Source organism: Oceanobacter sp. ABM4_470 (assembly GCF_056158645.1).
The window spans coordinates 2,795,986-2,812,627 of sequence record NZ_JBSWTR010000001.1; the positions used below are offsets into that span (position 1 = coordinate 2,795,986).

At 57.3% G+C, this 16,642-nt stretch carries 17 protein-coding genes; 2 read left to right on the plus strand and 15 right to left on the minus strand.

Annotated elements, in window-relative coordinates:
- Positions 1-327: 327 nt before the first annotated feature.
- The 15 genes from hypD to ACXADJ_RS12305 all read right to left on the minus strand — a co-directional run bounded on the left by hypD (position 328) and on the right by ACXADJ_RS12305 (position 12,988).
- Positions 328-1,470 (minus strand): hydrogenase formation protein HypD, encoded by a 1,143-nt coding sequence (hypD, locus tag ACXADJ_RS12235; protein ID WP_475066291.1) that lies wholly within the window; start codon positions 1,468-1,470, stop codon positions 328-330.
- Positions 1,467-1,748 carry a HypC/HybG/HupF family hydrogenase formation chaperone gene (locus ACXADJ_RS12240; protein WP_475066293.1) on the minus strand — a complete coding sequence of 94 codons (282 nt, stop codon included), beginning with the start codon at positions 1,746-1,748 and terminating at the stop codon, positions 1,467-1,469. Before ACXADJ_RS12240 ends, hypD begins: the two co-directional genes overlap by 4 nt.
- A gap of 53 nt (positions 1,749-1,801) precedes the next feature.
- A complete protein-coding gene (hypF, locus tag ACXADJ_RS12245) occupies positions 1,802-4,339 on the minus strand; it encodes a carbamoyltransferase HypF (protein ID WP_475066295.1) in 2,538 nt (845 codons plus the stop codon).
- The gene (locus tag ACXADJ_RS12250) at positions 4,339-5,814 is read right to left on the minus strand and encodes a sigma-54-dependent transcriptional regulator (RefSeq protein WP_028293269.1); all 1,476 of its coding nucleotides are present in this window, start codon (positions 5,812-5,814) and stop codon (positions 4,339-4,341) included. Before ACXADJ_RS12250 ends, hypF begins: the two co-directional genes overlap by 1 nt.
- Positions 5,814-6,824: a hydrogenase nickel incorporation protein HypB gene (gene hypB / locus ACXADJ_RS12255; protein WP_475066299.1), complete on the minus strand. Its 1,011-nt coding sequence runs from the start codon at positions 6,822-6,824 to the stop codon at positions 5,814-5,816. The genes ACXADJ_RS12250 and hypB overlap by 1 nt, the downstream gene beginning before the upstream one ends.
- Complete coding sequence (gene hypA / locus ACXADJ_RS12260; RefSeq protein ID WP_028293267.1) at positions 6,825-7,166, minus strand: hydrogenase maturation nickel metallochaperone HypA; 342 nt, start codon at positions 7,164-7,166, stop codon at positions 6,825-6,827. It abuts the gene before it with no gap.
- The gene (locus tag ACXADJ_RS12265) at positions 7,159-8,319 is read right to left on the minus strand and encodes a hypothetical protein (RefSeq protein WP_475066301.1); all 1,161 of its coding nucleotides are present in this window, start codon (positions 8,317-8,319) and stop codon (positions 7,159-7,161) included. Before ACXADJ_RS12265 ends, hypA begins: the two co-directional genes overlap by 8 nt.
- A gap of 62 nt (positions 8,320-8,381) precedes the next feature.
- On the minus strand, positions 8,382-9,080 hold the full coding sequence (gene hybE, locus ACXADJ_RS12270) for a [NiFe]-hydrogenase assembly chaperone HybE (RefSeq protein ID WP_475066303.1): 699 nt from the start codon (positions 9,078-9,080) through the stop codon (positions 8,382-8,384).
- 30 nt (positions 9,081-9,110) lie between these two features.
- Positions 9,111-9,374, minus strand: a complete 264-nt coding sequence (locus tag ACXADJ_RS12275) for a rubredoxin (protein WP_475066305.1) — start codon at positions 9,372-9,374, stop codon at positions 9,111-9,113.
- A 2-nt stretch (positions 9,375-9,376) separates the two neighbouring features.
- A complete protein-coding gene (locus tag ACXADJ_RS12280) occupies positions 9,377-10,408 on the minus strand; it encodes a hydrogenase expression/formation protein (protein ID WP_475066308.1) in 1,032 nt (343 codons plus the stop codon).
- 16 nt (positions 10,409-10,424) lie between these two features.
- Complete coding sequence (locus ACXADJ_RS12285; RefSeq protein ID WP_475066311.1) at positions 10,425-10,829, minus strand: hypothetical protein; 405 nt, start codon at positions 10,827-10,829, stop codon at positions 10,425-10,427.
- Positions 10,829-11,185, minus strand: a complete 357-nt coding sequence (locus ACXADJ_RS12290; protein WP_475066313.1) for a HypC/HybG/HupF family hydrogenase formation chaperone — start codon at positions 11,183-11,185, stop codon at positions 10,829-10,831. Before ACXADJ_RS12290 ends, ACXADJ_RS12285 begins: the two co-directional genes overlap by 1 nt.
- Positions 11,185-11,814: a HyaD/HybD family hydrogenase maturation endopeptidase gene (locus tag ACXADJ_RS12295; RefSeq protein WP_475066315.1), complete on the minus strand. Its 630-nt coding sequence runs from the start codon at positions 11,812-11,814 to the stop codon at positions 11,185-11,187. The genes ACXADJ_RS12290 and ACXADJ_RS12295 overlap by 1 nt, the downstream gene beginning before the upstream one ends.
- Before the next feature lie 374 nt (positions 11,815-12,188).
- Positions 12,189-12,704, minus strand: a complete 516-nt coding sequence (locus ACXADJ_RS12300; protein WP_028293261.1) for a cytochrome b/b6 domain-containing protein — start codon at positions 12,702-12,704, stop codon at positions 12,189-12,191.
- 2 nt (positions 12,705-12,706) lie between these two features.
- A complete protein-coding gene (locus tag ACXADJ_RS12305) occupies positions 12,707-12,988 on the minus strand; it encodes a PepSY domain-containing protein (RefSeq protein ID WP_475066320.1) in 282 nt (93 codons plus the stop codon).
- Positions 12,989-13,478: 490 nt separating this feature from the next.
- On the opposite strand from ACXADJ_RS12305, the gene ACXADJ_RS12310 reads away from it, so the two are divergent.
- Both ACXADJ_RS12310 and ACXADJ_RS12315 read left to right on the plus strand, forming a co-directional pair.
- Positions 13,479-15,050, plus strand: coding sequence for an AAA family ATPase (locus ACXADJ_RS12310; protein WP_475066323.1), 1,572 nt, complete (start codon positions 13,479-13,481; stop codon positions 15,048-15,050).
- The gene (locus ACXADJ_RS12315; protein ID WP_475066325.1) at positions 15,047-16,630 is read left to right on the plus strand and encodes a VWA domain-containing protein; all 1,584 of its coding nucleotides are present in this window, start codon (positions 15,047-15,049) and stop codon (positions 16,628-16,630) included. The genes ACXADJ_RS12310 and ACXADJ_RS12315 overlap by 4 nt, the downstream gene beginning before the upstream one ends.
- Positions 16,631-16,642: the final 12 nt, after the last annotated feature.

Consider the following 16,642-nt stretch of genomic DNA (forward strand, 5'->3'; position numbering starts at 1 on the left):
AATTTATTCGCGAAGCAACATCAGCCCGTAGGTCCGATAAAGACGCGCAGCGGCTGCCATCTGACGCCACCGCTGTTGGATGGCTTTCGCTTCGCACATTTATCCAACCTACAGGAGAATGCCTGAGCCCAGTCAGGGGATGCAGTGCAAGGCGTCCCGCAGCGAGTACCCAAGACATACCGCACATTCAGCCACTCTGAAGCGCTACGAGCGATGGTAAGACAAGGCATAAAATGGCCGGAACGACGGAGTTTATAAGTTATAAATGAGTAAGTTCCGGCCATTTTTAACGCAGTATTAACGAGCGCAGTAGCTTCAGCTTCGCGTTCAGGCCTCCAACGCCCGGCCATACTGGTAATACGCCGCACACGCCCCTTCACTCGACACCATGCACGATCCCAGCGGGTTGTCCGGAGTGCAGGGTTTGTCGAACAGCTTGCAGTCACGAGGATTTTTCAGGCCCCGCAAAACCTGAGGGCATTCGCAGGCCTTGTTGTCTTTCGGCACCAGTTTGATCTTTTCAGCGTGGGCTTTTAATCGCTCGGCAAAGCGTACTTCGGCGTCGAACGTTCGGTACTGCTCACGAATTTGCAGGGCGCTGCTGGGGACAAAACCAAGGCCACGCCATTCAAAGGTATCGCGCAGTTCCAGCACCTGGTCGGTGATGCGTTTGGCTTTTTCGTTGCCCGTTGAGGTCACCGCTCGGGTGAACTGGTTTTCCACCACACAGCGGCCTTCGTTGAGTTGTTTCACCAGCATCAGGATGGCTTGCAGCACGTCCAGTGGTTCAAACCCGGCAATCACCACCGGTTTGCCGTAGTGCTTCGGGAAGGGTTCATACGGTTGTGAGCCAATCACGGTGCTGACGTGAGCCGGGCCGATAAAACCGTCCAGCTCGACGCCCTGCTCGCCTTCTTCGGTGTGCAAAATGCCATGCATGGCGGCCGGGGTCAGGACGTGGTTGCAGAACACCGAGAGGTTTTGCAGCCCGAGCCTGGACGCCTGTTCGATAACAACGGCCGTTGGCGGTGTGGTGGTTTCAAAACCGATGGCAAAAAACACCACCTGCTTGTCCGGGTTTTGCTGAGCCAGCGCAATGGTATCGGCCGGTGAATAGACCATGCGAACATCGTTACCTTCGGCTCGGATTTTCAGCAAACTGGTACGACCAGAGCCTGGCACCCGCAGCATGTCGCCATAGGTACACAGAATCACATCCGGCTGTTTGGCCAGCGCCATCGCCATATCCAGACGAGCAATCGGCAGTACGCACACCGGGCAGCCGGGGCCGTGAATCAGCTTGATGTTGTTTGGCAACAGATCCGGCAGGCCGTAACGGAAAATCGCGTGGGTATGGCCGCCGCAGAACTCCATCAAGCGGTACTCTCGGCCCGCCTGCACTTCGTTTTTGATGGCATCGGCCAACTGTCGGGCCAGCTCACCGTCGCGGAATTCGTCAACGTATTTCATTCGCTGGCTCCTGCTAATGCGTTTTCAGAATCGACCAGATCACTTTCCAGCTCTTCGGTGACGTCGATGCCCATTTCGGCAAACATCGCGAGGGTTTTCAGCGCCTCGGCTTCGTCGAGTTTCTTGAGCGCAAAGCCGACGTGCAGGATCACGTAGTCACCCACTTGCAGGTCGTCCACCAGCGAGATGTTGATCGACTTTTTCAGGCCGCCAATGTTGGCGACGGCGTTGAAGTCGTCGGTGATGGATGCAATTTGTACCGGTATGGCGAGGCACATGGAGATCTCCTGATAGCAAATCGGTTGCTTGCAGTCACAGCGTTCTGCAGTTCTTATTGGTTGTTATTGATGGTGTTGGCAGCACTATGGTGGTCATCGTCAAAGCAGTTGCTCAACTGCCGGGTTGCCAGCCAAAGCTGCCCCAGCGACAAACCGGCATCGTTCAACGGCACCCGGGTGGGCAGCAATACCTTGATGCCCTGCTGCTCCAACAAGCCCTGCAAACGATGGCGCAGCAAGGCGTTCTGAAAACAGCCACCCGACAACACCACCGCCCGCGGCAACTCCGCACCCATGGCCCGCTGTGTATCCAGCTGCTGCGCCAGCCAGTCTGCCAACATGGCCGCCAGTTGCAGGTGAAACTGAGCCGCCAATTGGGCACGGCAAGCGCCTGTTTTCAGGCCATCCAGCAATTGGCTGAACAGTGGGTAGAGGTTCAGCTCGACGGTGTTGGAGGGCGACAAAACAGCGTCGGGATGTTCATATTCAGAAGCGGTTTCCAGTCCTTGCTGACCCCACGCTTCCAGTCCTTCCCGGGCCAGAGCCTCCAGTCGCATCGCGGCTTCGCCTTCGTAACTCTGACGCAGCGGGTTGCCGTCGCGGTCAATCAGCTCCGCGCCAATACCCAGCAGCCCGGCCACGGCATCAAACCAGCGTCCGGCACTGGTAGTGCGTGGGCAATTGATGTTCTTCTGCATTTGCAGCTTCAGCATGGCCAGCGCCTGCTCTGACGGTACATTCAGACCGGTTGCCAGTACCTCTTCAGTGCTCAAACCCAGCTCAAACAGTACAGCTGCGGTTAACCGCCACGGCTCGCGGCTGGCAGCATCGCCACCCGGCAGTGCCAACGCGGACAAAGAGCCCAGATGCTGGAATTCAGCGCCGTTGATCAGCAAACATTCACCCCCACGGGCTTGCCCGTCCCAGCCCAGCCCAAAGCCATCCAGCGCCAGCCCCATGATCGGTTGTTCTGGTCGCCAGCCACGGTCAGCCAACACCGAGGCGATATGGGCCTGATGGTGAGGAATTTCCAGCAGTGGTATATCCAGTTCAGCAGCCAGCTTGCGGCCCAGTACTGCCCCGAAGCCTTCTGGATGCAGATCACAGGCAATGGCTTGCGGTGTCACCTTCATCAGTTGTAACCAGCGCCGTGCCGTGTGTTCCAGCAAGGCGCAGTTATCCGGGTGGTCGAGGTCGCCAATGTGCTGGGAAATCGCCACCTGCTGCTGGCTGTTCAAGGCGATGGTGTTTTTCAGAAAACAGCCCAGCGCCAGCACCGACGGCAACGGTCTCTCTTCGCCTGCTGTATTGCGAGCCGGCAGCAGCGACAACGACAGCGGCGCAAAGCCCCGACCAATGCGTTGTACCAGCGGCGCACGCTCGGTCAGGCAAGCCACCACACTGTCGTCGTTGCGGGTTTCTATATCGCGGTTGTGCAGCAGCCAGACATCAGCAATACCGGCCAGCTGATCCAGTGCTTGCTGGTTGTCGGTAATCAAAGGTTCACCCGACAGGTTGGCACTGGTCATCACTAACGCCAGTTCAGGGCAATCCAACTCGGTTCGGGCAATTTCAAACAACAGCCAATGCAGCGGGCTTTGCGGCAGCATCAGGCCAATGGCATCCAGCCCCGGGGCCAACTGTTGCAGGCTGTCGTTATGGAAAGTTCGGGCTGCGCCGCCTTGCGGTACCAGTACCACCGGAGCCCCCGGTGCCATCAGCTGTTTGCCGGCGTAGCCACTGAGCTTACCCCACACCCGCGCCTGATCATGATTGGCGACCATCACCGCAAACGGCTTCGACGGCCGATGTTTGCGCTGGCGTAAATTGGCAATGGCTCCGGCATTAGTGGCATCACACACCAGATGGAAACCACCAACGCCTTTGATCGCAACGATATCGCCCTGCCACAAGCGGTGAATAACTTGCGCCAAAAGCTCACTGTCTGAACCCGTCAGTTGACGTTGTTCGCCGCCCGGTTCAGTCACAACCAGTGACAACGACGGTCCGCATACCGAGCAAGCGTTAGGCTGGGCGTGAAAACGTCGATCGCTCGGATCCTGATACTCAGCACCGCAGGCATCACACAGCTGGAATTCCGCCATCGAGGTATTCGGGCGGTCGTACGGCAGCTGCCGAATCAGGGTGTATCTGGGGCCGCACTGGGTGCAGTTGGTAAAAGGATAGTGATAGCGGCGATTGTGGCGGTCGGCCATTTCCGCCAGGCAGTCGGCACACGGCGCGGTGTCGACTGTGATCGACAAACCGGCATCGTCCGAGCGGTCACTGTGGTCGATAAAGAATTCGCTGATTTCCGTCAGCTGCGACGGCTCGAACGACTGACTGTCGAAGCGCTGAATGTGCGACAACGATGGCGCTTGCTGCTGTAGGCGCTGCTCGAATTGCTGCAAGGCCGTCCAGCTGCCCCCGGCTTCGATAATCACATCTGCGCCACGGTTGAACACCCGTCCAACCAGCTCCAGCTCGATGGCCATGCGATAAACGAACGGTCGAAAGCCAACGCCTTGCACCTGCCCCTGAATATGAATCCGGTGGGCATGGGCTGGCAGCGAGGTTGCAGCCGTTGCCATCAGGCCAGCGGCTCCAGGCCGTAGCGGTCCAGCTTGGCGCGCAGGCCAACGCGAGACAGTCCCAGCTCATCGGCGGCGCGGCTCTTGTTCCATTTGTGGCGGATCATGGTTTCACGCAGCAGTTGTTTTTCCAGCAGCTCGGTTTTGTCCTTCAGAGTACTGCCTTCGCTCCAGCCTTCCTGACGACGCAGCACGGCTTCCAGAATTGGTTCCGGCTCGGTGTGTTCAGGCAGGTTGCGCAGCAGCCTTGGACTGATCAGCTCAGCCCCCAACACGTCGCCTTCGGCCAGTACCAGCATACGGCGAATCTCGTTTTGCATCTCACGGACGTTACCCGGCCAATGCCATTGGCTGAGGGCTTCTATCGCACCGTCACTGAAGCCAGCGGCGGGTTTGTCGTAATCACGGCTGGCCTGACGCAGGAAGTGATTGGCCAGCGTCGGCACGTCCATTCGACGGGCTGCCAACGCCGGTAACAGCAGCGTCATTTCTGCCAGTCGGTAATAGAGGTCTTCCCGGAATCGTCCAGCGGCCACTTCGGCTTCCAAATCGCGATTGGTGGCGGCGATGATGCGCACATCCACCGGGCGGCGTTTGTTGTCGCCAACACGGCGCACTTCGCGCTCTTGCAATACCCGCAACAGCATCACCTGAAAGGCCGGTGACACATCGCCAATTTCGTCCAGAAACAGGGTGCCGCCATCGGCCTGTTCAAACAGACCGGCGTGGTCGGTCATGGCACCGGTAAAAGCGCCCTTGCGGTGGCCAAACAGCTCGGAGGCCAGCAGGTCGTCGGGCATGGCACCACAGTTTTCCACCACAAACGGTTGGTCCGCACGCAGGCTGTTGTAGTGCAGTGCCCGCGCAAACAGCTCCTTACCGGTACCGGACGGGCCGCTGATCAGCACCGAAATATCGTAAGGGGCAATTTGCTGTACTCGCTCACATATGTTGTTCAGCGGACTGGATTCGGAGCGCACGATTTCGTCCAGTGCAAACTGCTGACGCAAACGGGCTTTCTTCTCTTCAATACGGGTTTCGGCCTGATTGGCCGTGAGCCGAATTTCAGTGGCCAGCAGGGCATTTTCGCTTTCCAGCGACACCAGCCGACAGGCATTGCGCAACGACAGCAGCAAATGATCCGGGTGCCACGGCTTGGTGATGTACTGGAAAATTCCGGCCTCGTTAAGGCCGCGGATAATGTCTTCGGAATCGGTATAGCCGGACAGAATCAGCCGGGCGGTGTTGGGCCATTGCGCCCGTACCTGAATCAGCAGCTCAACCCCGGTGGTACCGGGCATACGCTGGTCACACACCACCGCAGAGACCGGCTGGCGCTCGAGGATTTGCAACGCCTGTTCGGCGCTGTTGGCGGTAATGACGTCGAACTCTTCGTCCAGCGTCCGCTCCAGGGTTTCCAGCGAGCGCAGTTCGTCATCGACGCACAACACGGTATGACGACGCATGGCATTCATCAGAGCAAAGCCTCCAGCTGATTCATCTGACTTTTGAGTGCCTGAATCCGTTGTTGAATACGCTCGGCGCGACGCTCGGCGATCCAGCCCAGCCATTGATCCATGCCTTCGCCGCTGCGGGCAGAGCACTGGATCACCTGGATGTTTGGATTTACACGGCGGGCCGCAGCGATACAGGCTTCGACATCAAAATCCAGATAAGGCAGCAGATCAACCTTGTTGAGAATCATCAGATCAGCGGCGTGGAACATGTCCGGGTATTTCAGTGGCTTGTCTTCGCCTTCGGTGACCGACAGGATCGCTACTTTATGGGCTTCGCCCAGATCAAACGCCGCCGGGCACACCAGATTGCCAACGTTTTCGATGAACAGTGCGCCGCCTTGCAGTTCGTGTAAACCTTCCAGCGCATGACCGACCATATGGGCATCCAGATGACAGCCCTTGCCGGTATTGACCTGAATGGCTTGAACACCCGTTGCACGGATACGGTCAGCGTCGTTGCTGGTTTGCTGATCCCCTTCAATCACTGCCATCGGCCATGGCGATTGAGCCTGACCCAAGCGCGTGATGGTTTCAGTCAGCAAGGTGGTTTTACCGGAGCCCGGGCTCGATACCAGATTCAGTGCCAGCAGATTCAGCTGCTCGAAGCGAATGCGGTTAACGGCGGCGTAGCGGTCGTTCTTGCCAAGAATATCCTGCTCGATTTGCACCATGCGCGCCTGGGTCAGACCCGGCGCATGGGCATGGGCAGCGCCTTTGCCATAATGCAGGTCGCCATTGCTGGCGGTCTCGACCACGCTTTCCTGCTCGTGACTGTGTTGATGATCACGGCTGTGAGCGTGCGAGTGGCTGTGGCCATGGTCGTGATGGTTATCATGGCTGTGATCGTGTTGATGATCATGAGAATGACCATGAGAATGACCATGAGAGTGGCTATGTGAGTGATCATGAGCATGTGCGTGTCCTTCAATTTGGACTTCGCCTTCACTGCAACCGCATACCGTACACATTCAAACCACCTCCAATTCTTTGATTCGTAACTCGTCACCCGAAGTGACCTGTAGCTGATAGCTGCCGCAATGCGGGCACTGATCGTAACGCTGATTGATTTCGACCGTTTGGGCACACCCCAAACACCAGGCCTGACCGGGCAAACGGATGATTTCGAGTGTCGCCCCTTCGGCCAGAGTCGAGCGGGTCACGGCGTCGAAACAAAACACCAGCGCATCCTGCTCGATGGCGGCCAGCGGGCCGATTTCCAGCCACACGGCTTTCACCCGTTGAAAATCCTGGGCTTTGGCCTGATCTTCAATCACCTGAATAATGCCTTCGGCGATCGACATTTCATGCATTGTGTTTGGCTCCTGAATCGACGCTGACGTTTGCCTGCGCCAATGTGGTTGGCTTATCCGTTTCGGGCTCTCTGATTTCGAGCTCACGGATTTCAATATCAAAGCCGACGCAAGGGTCCAACGCCCGCACGATCCAGCGTAAGGCCTTGTCGACCGTACCGTTGGGTACGCTCATCCCCATCAGGCATTGCGTCACCAGCGGGCCATGAAAATTCACATCCGTAGGAGCCTGAATCATCCAGCCTGCATTATCCGTGACTACGCCTTCCGCCACTCCATGCTGCTGCACCTGATGCAACAGCCAGCCCCGCGCCGTACGCACCCAGCCCTGCTGAACGGGCTTGCCATCAGCATCCTGAGTGCGATGGCAGCGTACCCAATCATGGGGATTGGCGGCCTGCATCAGGGCTTCCATCACTCGCAGAGTTGCCTGCCATTGCTGCTGCGCCACGGCCAACAGGGCCTGCGCCAGCGGCTGGCCAGCATGATGCAACAGGGCGTCGGCTCCGGCACCACTGAACACCCGTCCGGATTCCGGCATAAGCCCCGGCTGGCGGGCTTGCCAGCTATCCGCTTCGGTGTCTGGCAACACCACCCCAGCCAGTTGCTGTTGCAAGCTGTCTTGCAGCTGCGGCAGCCATTGTTGCTGGTGGATATTGCGCTCCAACTGTATCAGCAAGGCTTCCACCGCCAGCGAGCGGGCAACGTCGTCGCCGCGTTCCATGGCAAAACTGATTTCTTTCATGGCCTCGGCAAAGACCTGGGTCGGCAATGGCAAATGCCAGAACTGCCGCATCTGCATCAGATGCTCGCGCAGATTTTCTCGCAGTACGCCTGCTAACGCCCGTTGCATAGCAGGGTTCCGCCGGGATGATCCTTCCGGCGTACCACTGTTACCACACCCATCAATAGCTGCATCGTCTTCAAACAGACCGCAGGCCAACTTGCCTGCCAGCGCGTGGGCTTCACCACACACCGCGAACAACAACGGCAGCATTTGGCAGGCTTGGGCAGGGCCTTGCTTGAGCAACAGTCGCTGCATGCTTTGCAACGGTCGGGTCAGCTCGCAGGATGCTGCAACCACCTGTTGCTGATCGACCTGAACCTGAATATTCAAGGCACCGGCAGCGCGATTTTCCGTCGAGTTCAACATACTGCGTACTCCTGCTCTGATTGACCGCCCGGGTTGCTGCTTTTTCTGGTTCTGGTGCTGTTTCAGCGACCAGCCAGAGAGCGCAGTAACCCGCGTCGGCTCAGCGTTTTTTGTTGTGTATTGCTACGGTCTTCTGCGTTCGATGGTGGCGCTTCTGTTTGGGTTTCTTTTGCCGGTTGTTTTTCTGTTTTCGGTTTTTCTGCTTGCTGTTTTTCTGCTTCAAGCCGTTCAGCTTCAAGCGCTTCCAATCGCTGTCGCTCGGCAGCCAGCTGCTCCAGCTCGCTTGGGCCAGTGTCTGGCAACTCGATACCGGTGCTATGAATCAGCAACAGCACCTCGTTAGCAAACCCCCGGGCGGCTTCCATGCTGTCGAACTGCTGCATTAGTGACAGCAGCGAACCAGAAGCATAATGGCCCAGAGCTTCACTGTGGGCCCGGGTCAGTTCAAAGCTGTGGTCGTTAACTTCCAGCAACCACTGGCTGCCGGGTTCACCAGCGGCCATGCCACTGGCCATCAGGTTCATGCACCAGGGCGTAATCAGCACCCCGGCCCACTCCGGCCGGTCGTCTGCCACGGGCTGCCACCCCAGCAACTCCACCGTTAATGGCGGGTGATACAGCGGCAACGACTGCATGGAGCTGGCGGCCTGTTGGTATACGGCTTCAATTTTTTCCCGACTGAGCTGTTCCTGACCCAGCTCTTCCTGCCCCAGCTCTATTCGGCTTGGCTCTTTGCCGCCGGTCTGATTCCCACCAACCACGTGCTGTCGCCCCCTGACCCTGCTGGTGACCTACAGATCGACCACCATAAATTGGTCCTTGTCGCCGTCACATTGTGGGCAACGCCAGTCACCCGGCAATTGGCTGAAGGGCGTATTGGCGGCAATCTGGCGGTATTCATCGCCTTCGCTTGGTTGGTACTGATACCAGCAAATCTTGCATTCCAGCACGGTGCTGTCGTCCAACTGGCTTTCGTCGCCGAGGTAACTGCCTTCAAAACCCTTGGTTTTTTGAGCCTGGGTCTGGGTCTGGGAGCCGATCGTATTGTCCGTCATGGTCAGGCTTCCTCAGCAGGCATCAGGGCATCGAAGATTTCGCGCAGACGTTCAGCGGAATCTTCCAGGTCTTCACGGGCTGCGCAGGCAACTTGCGGCACCGCAATCACTTCCAGGGTGTCCAGAATCAACTGGTCGGTGCTGTTGAAGTACTGCACGCTCCAGACCCCGGCCACGGCGGTGCTGTGGATGCGGCAGTTACCGTAACCACGCGACAGAATGGCCACCCGACCGCCACCCAAACGCTGATGCAGGAAGCTCTGATCTTCCGGGGAAAACGGCAGCAAACTGAGGTTCACCACATGGGGCTGCTGCAACGGTGTACGCGCATGCTCGGCGGCTTTTTCCAGCAGCTCCAGCACCACAGAGGCCCCGTTCAGCAAGTTACCCGGCAAAGGCCCAAGCTCGAACGTGCTGGGTGTTTGAGGCGGGAAAGCTTCATCCAGCACGGCTTCCGGAATGGCGCCCACTTCCAGCCATTGGGATTGCAGCTGTTGCTGGTCGTCCAGTTGCTGAATCCACCACACCCCGGCCAGTACCGTTTCCTGCACCCGCAAACGGGTCGTCAGCTGGTCGTTCAGAACCATCAAGGCCACTTCGCCTTCGCCAAGGGTTTGGTACAGCAACGAGCAAGCGCCCGGCTCAATGCCATCGAGCGACAGCTTTTGGGTGCCTTCTGTTAGGGCTCCCCCTTCCGTCGCACCGTCTTGCGCAACCGCCATACGATCGGCAGTCACGTCGAGCAACAGCTGCAATTGTTGCAGCGCAGCGGCCGCTTGCGGATGCTCGCTGAGCTCATCGGATTCTGGCAGCACCGGAATGTCGAAGGTGTCCATTTCCTTCGGCATTTCCATATAGTTCAGAACCAGCTCTTCCTGATGGGAACCCGGGCCAACCAGCCCTGCCCCCGACAGCGGATTGGCAAAACTGGACATGCCGGAATTAATGCCCAACGCATCGGCTTCGTTGGTTTTCGAGCCGATGTCCGTGCCAAGACTGGTGCCCAGATCAAACAGTGGAATATCACCTTTCATAATGTCACTCCGGAAATCAGGCGTCGGTGCTGGCCAGCGGTTCCACTGGCTGCGGCTGGCGGTTCAGGATTTGGGGAATCTGCTGCATGTAGTCGTCCCAATTCTGGATTTTGATCATGCTGCCGAGAAATTCACCGTGCTTAAGAAACACCAGCGCCGGCCAGGTCACAAAGTGATAGCGGCCCTGTAGCTGTTTCTCGTGCTGGCGGTCAATCACAGCCGCGTGCAGCTGTGGAAAAGCCGCCACCAGTTCGGGCAACACCACCGCCACGTCCAATGCTTCTTTCACCTTGCTGGGGTCTTCACTGAAAAACAGCACGCTGTATTCATGGCCGTCGGCAAAGGCATCAACGGATTCGGTGGTCAGCATGGGGTAACCGAATTCATCGGTCAGTCGCTGGATCAGGGGATGAACAGACATCAGGCGTTTTCCTTGGAATTATTCTTTAACTGCGCTTGCAGGTGTGGCGGTAGCTGTGGCTCTCGGTCGAGGTCGGCAAACAGTTCGTCAAAACCATCCAGCTCGCCGAGTTCGGCTTGCTGCAAGGCCCGCAAAGCCAGCCCGATCTGTTCAGCCCGCTGTGGCGTCAGGCATTCACGGGCAGCACCCAAAAACACCAGCAACCACTGGCCAACGGCCACCTCGCCCACCAGGGCGATATCCACCATCGCAGGGGTTTGTCCGGGCATTGCCCCCCACGGCAGGCATTCGGCACGCTCCAGCGTGGTGCCATCGCCGTGCAGGCGAGTCACCTGCATTGGAATGCCAATACACATCAGTGGCTGGCCTCGGTTTTGGGCATAAAGCGGCTATCGCCAATGCGGCAGGCATCGTCCTCGTCCGGGCGGCCGGATTCGTATACGTGAATGGCTAATTGGTTGGGGGACAGGTCTTCGGCAACCGAAGCTTGAGCTTGCGGGCGCGGTACCAGCAAAGTGTCGCGTTCGGCGAGGTAATCCACGGCGATTTGAACCGCCGGTGCAATCTGGTCTTTCACCACATCACGCAGGCTGCCGCCGAAGTCTTCCAGCGCTTCCGGCTGCACGCCCAACAGCAGCAGTTCATCGGGGTAGCCACCAGCAAATTCCGCCAGCGCCAACACTTCCTGAAAACCGGTCTGGTGCAGGCTCATCTTCTTGGCGCCCATGAATTTGGGCACCTCGTCGCCTTCCACGATTTTCAGCGAACCGGGTTCAAGGCCGTAATCGACGGCATCAAACACCACCAGAATGTCGCAGTTTTGGACGTGCTGAACCAGATACAGCCCCTGGGTACCACCGTCCAGAATCTCGACGTTGTCGGGAAGTTCAAAGTGTTGATTGATGTGTTCGACGCAACGCACACCAAAGCCTTCGTCGGCCCACAGCACGTTGCCAATGCCCAAAATCAGAATGTGTTGCTTCACGGTTAGCCTCGATCTCTCACTCGGGCAGGTTCGGACAAACACGGCCGGTGAGTTTTTTTATGTTATCGAGTGTTAATCAAGAGCTGTGCCAAACGGAAAAAACCGCGTAAACGCCGCTGTAACGGCAGGGGTTACAGGCTTGGAGAAAGGGTGATGGAAAGTTAAATTGCATTACCTAGCAAAATTGGAATATTAACTACCACCAAATATAAACAGTAAATCGATAGAAGCGTTTATCGAACTGGACGGGCTGAACTGCCCGGAAAACAGATAACCACCTGCGGGTGGTTATCTGCGGCTTCGCGTTTAAGGAACCCACCAAGTAATCAGCGGAGCTTTTAACGAAGCTTTTAACGAAGCTTTTAACGAAGCTTTTAACGAATCATTGACCGCACCAGCGGCAAGCGGAACTTGTGCTGAATCCACAACACCGCCGACACATGCACGACCACAGCAGCCATCACCAGATTGGCGCTCCACTCATGCAACAGCTGCACCCACTGTTCGCCCCAATAGCGGTCGGTTTCCTGCAACCAGCCCGAGAAACCCACCAGCGCCAACCCCAGCCAAAGCCCGACCACCATCACACCCGCCAATGGCGTATGGTGAGGACGATAGCCTTGCGGCTGATGTTCAGCGTCGAAGTGGCGAATGCTGTGGCGCACCCGCGCTGGCGTCGGAAAAAAATCCCGCCAGCGGGCATTGGCAGGGCCAACAAAGCCCCAACCCCAACGAATCACCAGCACCGCCAACAAGCTGTAGCCCAGCCACTGGTGCCAATCGTCACCGTCGTCTGGCCAAAGGTAATTCCACAGGAAAACGGCGGCGACCCACCAATGGGTGAGTCGCACCAGCAAATCCCAGCGGCTGGCGTGGGAGTTAGCTGCCATGATCAGTCGATTTCTTTCTTCACAATGGCACCGGTTTTGGTATCGAAGTACACCTCAATACGCTCAAACTTGCTGCCATCGTCGCTCAATCCCCAGCCGTAGATTTCATAGCAATCGCCGGAGCGCAGGAACTTCTTGATCGCAAAACCGTATTCATTAACGATTTTTTTCTGCATATCCAGAATGTGCATTTGCTCGGCTTCCGGGTGTTCCTGACAGTCTGCCCCAGCCATTGCTACGGACGACGCTGCCATCATCGCTGCCGTCATCAAAATCTTACGCATGTTTCATCCCCTTTTTTTGATTTTCAATGGTGGGGACATCTATTTAATCCGGTGCTCGCTCTGGGCTACCGGATGGGTTCGAATCACGAAGCCGATTTGTAGGCCTGACGGGTCAAGTCAAAAGTCGGCGACACAGAGTCGAGATCATCCGGCAGCCCCCGCAGGGTGCGGGTTGCCGTCGCCCAGTGCGGTGTTGACGAACTTGAAAAGACTCGACCGGACAGGTTCGTCATTCCGCTGCATTCGTCGCCTTGCCCTGAACAACGGCAACGCTCGCACAGAGTCGTGCAGGATTAAATAGATGTCCCCTAGTGATTGGGCGAATTCCTCTGCGTCGAACCGCCCAGGTGGAATGTGATAAAGATTATCAAGCGCAAATATAAGAGATTCGTTTCCCTAATAAAACGATCAAGAGACGCTCATCGAAACCCGCAGCGGGTCAGGCTATGATGGCAAAGCCCGTTTTTGCCCATCACCGCACGGAGTCCGCGTGAGCCAGTCACAGTCAGCCCAGCCACAATCAAACTCTAGCCAGCCCGATCTTCAAAGCCGCATTCAATCTCTGGTTGAACACATCAGCGCTGGCATGTTCGAGCGTGAAGAAGTCATCGCCGTTGCCCTGCTGAGCGCCCTGTGTGGGCAGAACTGTTTTCTGTTTGGCCCACCGGGTACCGCCAAGAGCCTGATCTCCCGCCGAATTGCCTCAGCGTTCGCTGAACCAAGCTACTTTGAATACCTGATGAACCGCTTCAGCACGCCGGAGGAAGTGTTTGGGCCGGTGTCGATCAAGGCGCTGAAACAGGACCAGTACCTGCGCAAGACCGAGCACTACCTGCCGAAAGCCGAGTTCGCCTTCCTGGACGAAATCTGGAAATCCAGCCCGGCAATTCTGAATACCTTGCTGACGCTGATGAACGAGCGGGTGTTCCGCAACGGCGAACGGCTGGAACAGGCACCGTTGAAAGCCCTGATCGCCGCTTCCAACGAAACACCACAGCCAGATCAGGGCCTCGAAGCGCTTTACGACCGCTTTATCGTACGCCTGTTAGTGTCACCGATTCTGCACAACCACCACTTCGACGCCCTGCTCAACAGTGCTCCGTCTGCCGATAAGGTCGACATACCCGATGGACTGGCCGTCAGCTCAGATGAGTGGCAGCAGTGGCAAAGCGAGATTGATCAGGTTGCTATCAGCAACGACTGCTTCACCATCATTCACCTGATTCGCAGCCAGCTGGAGCAACAACGTGAAGAATTGGGCGTGTATGTGTCCGACCGCCGCTGGCAGCGCGCGGCACGAATGATGAAAGCCTCGGCGTTTTTCCATGGCCGCAACAACACCAACCACAGTGACGCCCTGCTGCTGCGCCACTGCCTCTGGACCCAGGAAAACAATCGCGATGGCGTTGGCCTGATTGTGCTGGAGGCCGTGCAATCGGTCGGTTTTGAAGCCGGAATGCAACTCTCTACGCTGGATCAGGCCAAGGATCGCCTCGACCGGGAAATCAACGACGAGCTGTTTTACTCCCAGGACGTCTACAAAACCGAACGCATCGAAGACCGCGAATTCTTCTTCCTCGACGCCCAGTTCGAGCTGGTGAACTACCGCGACGTGAAAGAAGTCGAGCTCTATATTCCGGTGGAAAAACTGCGCACCCGCGATGTCTTCTCGCCACTGGACGACCGCGGTAATGAAATCAGCGAAGTGACTGCCCAGTTCGAAGGTCAGGGCAGCTGCCGAATGGAATACCGCGACTATTCCTATCGCTACGAAGAACTGATTTTCCAGCCGGAAGTGCTGTTCTACCGCGGCGACCGTAAGCCGGATGTGAACCGCCGACTGGTCAACTCACTGGCGCAATCGGTACGGGAATTAAAAGCCGAGCTCAGCGAACTGGTGGCCCGTGCTGAAGCCAGTCAGGCCGAATACCGCCAACAACTGCGCTCGCTGTTTGTACCCGGCGAATTGACCGACCAGGCGTTAGTCGGCGTTGAACAGCAGATGAACAGCCTACGTTTGCGCATCAAGGACTGCGAACGACTGGAAGCACTCTGTCGATGAAAAATCTTGCGTCGATGACAAATTCTGGCTTTCAATCCAGCCAGTCGGACGCCGACAAGGTTCGTATCGCCGGCCACAGTATCAAACAGCAGCTAAGCCAGCAGCACGACCACTGGCTGCGCTCCAATCCGCAAGCGGAAGACCTGATCAAACGCAAGCTGCAACGCTGGGACGAAGACACCCGCGTCATCATGATGCGCGAATTTCCGTTCAAGCCACAGCTACAACGTTTGCGCCGCTGGGAAGGCCGGGTATTTACACTGGGCGCTGATTTAGGGACTGGACAGAAACAAACCACCGACCAAACCACGATCCGCAAGCTGTTCGAACAGATCTTCAAGGAATTCCGCCAGTTCTGTCAGGTACTCAGCCGTCCGCTCGACGAAGACTACTGGCTGCACCTGGACGAAGACATCGTAGTCGATTCCGGTGAAGTCGTCGAAGTCGATGAAAACCCGATTTTCCACCTCGAAATGCTGCTGGCCGAATGGCAGAAAACCCTCGACCACGCCCGCAGCGAATGGGAACTGCAACGCATCAGCGAATGCCGGCAGCAGTTCCTTGCCGACATCGACGAACTGCTGTCGTTACTGGGCCAACTGCACCACCAGCTGGAGCCACTGGGCATGAGCAGCGGCCTGCTGTTCGACCTCTCCGCCACCGACATCAAAGCCGACGACCTGCGCGAACTGCAACGCTGGAGCCACTACCTCGATAACGACGACGGCGTAAAAAGCATCAGCGAACTGCTGGGTAAACTGCGCCAGCTGGAATTGTCTCAGCAGCTGGAGCAGGTGAATGCCCGCGACCTCAACAACGGTAACTGGTACGACAACCACGCCCGCGACGAACTGGTCGGCCTGCGGCTGGGACGCGACCTCGAACACGTGTTACCCAGCGAGCTGGCACTGCTGTCCGATCCCACCACCGAGCTGTTGTTTGACCTGAAATTTATTGAATCGCGACTGATGTGCTTCGACGTGCAAAGCCTCGATCATCAGCCCGAAGAAGACGACGACGGCGACCCGACCGACATCAGCCGAGCCGTGCGCGGCCCGATGATCATCTGCGTCGACACCAGTGGCTCCATGAGCGGCCCACCGATGACCGTCGCCAAAGCTGTCACCCTCTATCTGGCCAGCCAGGCCCGCGAAGAAAACCGCCCCTGCCTGCTGATCAGCTACTCCACCAGCGTCGAAGAATTGTCACTGTCGGACGAGCACGACCCTGAACAAAACCGCCACAACCTGATGGCCTTCCTGACTCGCAGCTTCGAAGGCGGCACCGACATCACCCCAGCGCTCGAACGCTCGCTGGAGCTAATGCAAACCGACCAATATCGCCGCGCCGACCTGCTGGTGATCTCTGATTTTTTAATGGCAGAACTGCCGGAGCCACTACTGGAAAAAATCGAAACCACCAAACAACGCGGCAACCACTTCCACTCGCTGGTGATTGGCGAAACCTACATGCTCGACCGCATGAAACACCTGTTCGATCAGGAATGGGTCTACGACCCGCACAGAAGCGAAATCAAGGAACTGGTGACGTTTAAAAAGCGGATGGTTGAGGACGTTTAAGCCGGGAAGGCT

Coding starts and splice junctions, on each gene's coding strand:
- ACXADJ_RS12240 (WP_475066293.1), bottom strand. CDS start 1,748: ATGTGCCTCGCCATACCGGTACAAATTGCATCCATCACCGACGACTTC.
- hypA (WP_028293267.1), bottom strand. CDS start 7,166: ATGCATGAAATGTCGATCGCCGAAGGCATTATTCAGGTGATTGAAGAT.
- ACXADJ_RS12305 (WP_475066320.1), bottom strand. CDS start 12,988: ATGCGTAAGATTTTGATGACGGCAGCGATGATGGCAGCGTCGTCCGTA.
- ACXADJ_RS12275 (WP_475066305.1), bottom strand. CDS start 9,374: ATGACGGACAATACGATCGGCTCCCAGACCCAGACCCAGGCTCAAAAA.
- hypF (WP_475066295.1), bottom strand. CDS start 4,339: ATGGCAACGGCTGCAACCTCGCTGCCAGCCCATGCCCACCGGATTCAT.
- hypB (WP_475066299.1), bottom strand. CDS start 6,824: ATGTGTACGGTATGCGGTTGCAGTGAAGGCGAAGTCCAAATTGAAGGA.
- hypD (WP_475066291.1), bottom strand. CDS start 1,470: ATGAAATACGTTGACGAATTCCGCGACGGTGAGCTGGCCCGACAGTTG.
- ACXADJ_RS12285 (WP_475066311.1), bottom strand. CDS start 10,829: ATGTCTGTTCATCCCCTGATCCAGCGACTGACCGATGAATTCGGTTAC.
- ACXADJ_RS12265 (WP_475066301.1), bottom strand. CDS start 8,319: ATGTTGAACTCGACGGAAAATCGCGCTGCCGGTGCCTTGAATATTCAG.
- ACXADJ_RS12280 (WP_475066308.1), bottom strand. CDS start 10,408: ATGAAAGGTGATATTCCACTGTTTGATCTGGGCACCAGTCTTGGCACG.
- ACXADJ_RS12315 (WP_475066325.1), top strand. CDS start 15,047: ATGAAAAATCTTGCGTCGATGACAAATTCTGGCTTTCAATCCAGCCAG.
- ACXADJ_RS12250 (WP_028293269.1), bottom strand. CDS start 5,814: ATGAATGCCATGCGTCGTCATACCGTGTTGTGCGTCGATGACGAACTG.
- ACXADJ_RS12290 (WP_475066313.1), bottom strand. CDS start 11,185: ATGTGTATTGGCATTCCAATGCAGGTGACTCGCCTGCACGGCGATGGC.
- ACXADJ_RS12300 (WP_028293261.1), bottom strand. CDS start 12,704: ATGGCAGCTAACTCCCACGCCAGCCGCTGGGATTTGCTGGTGCGACTC.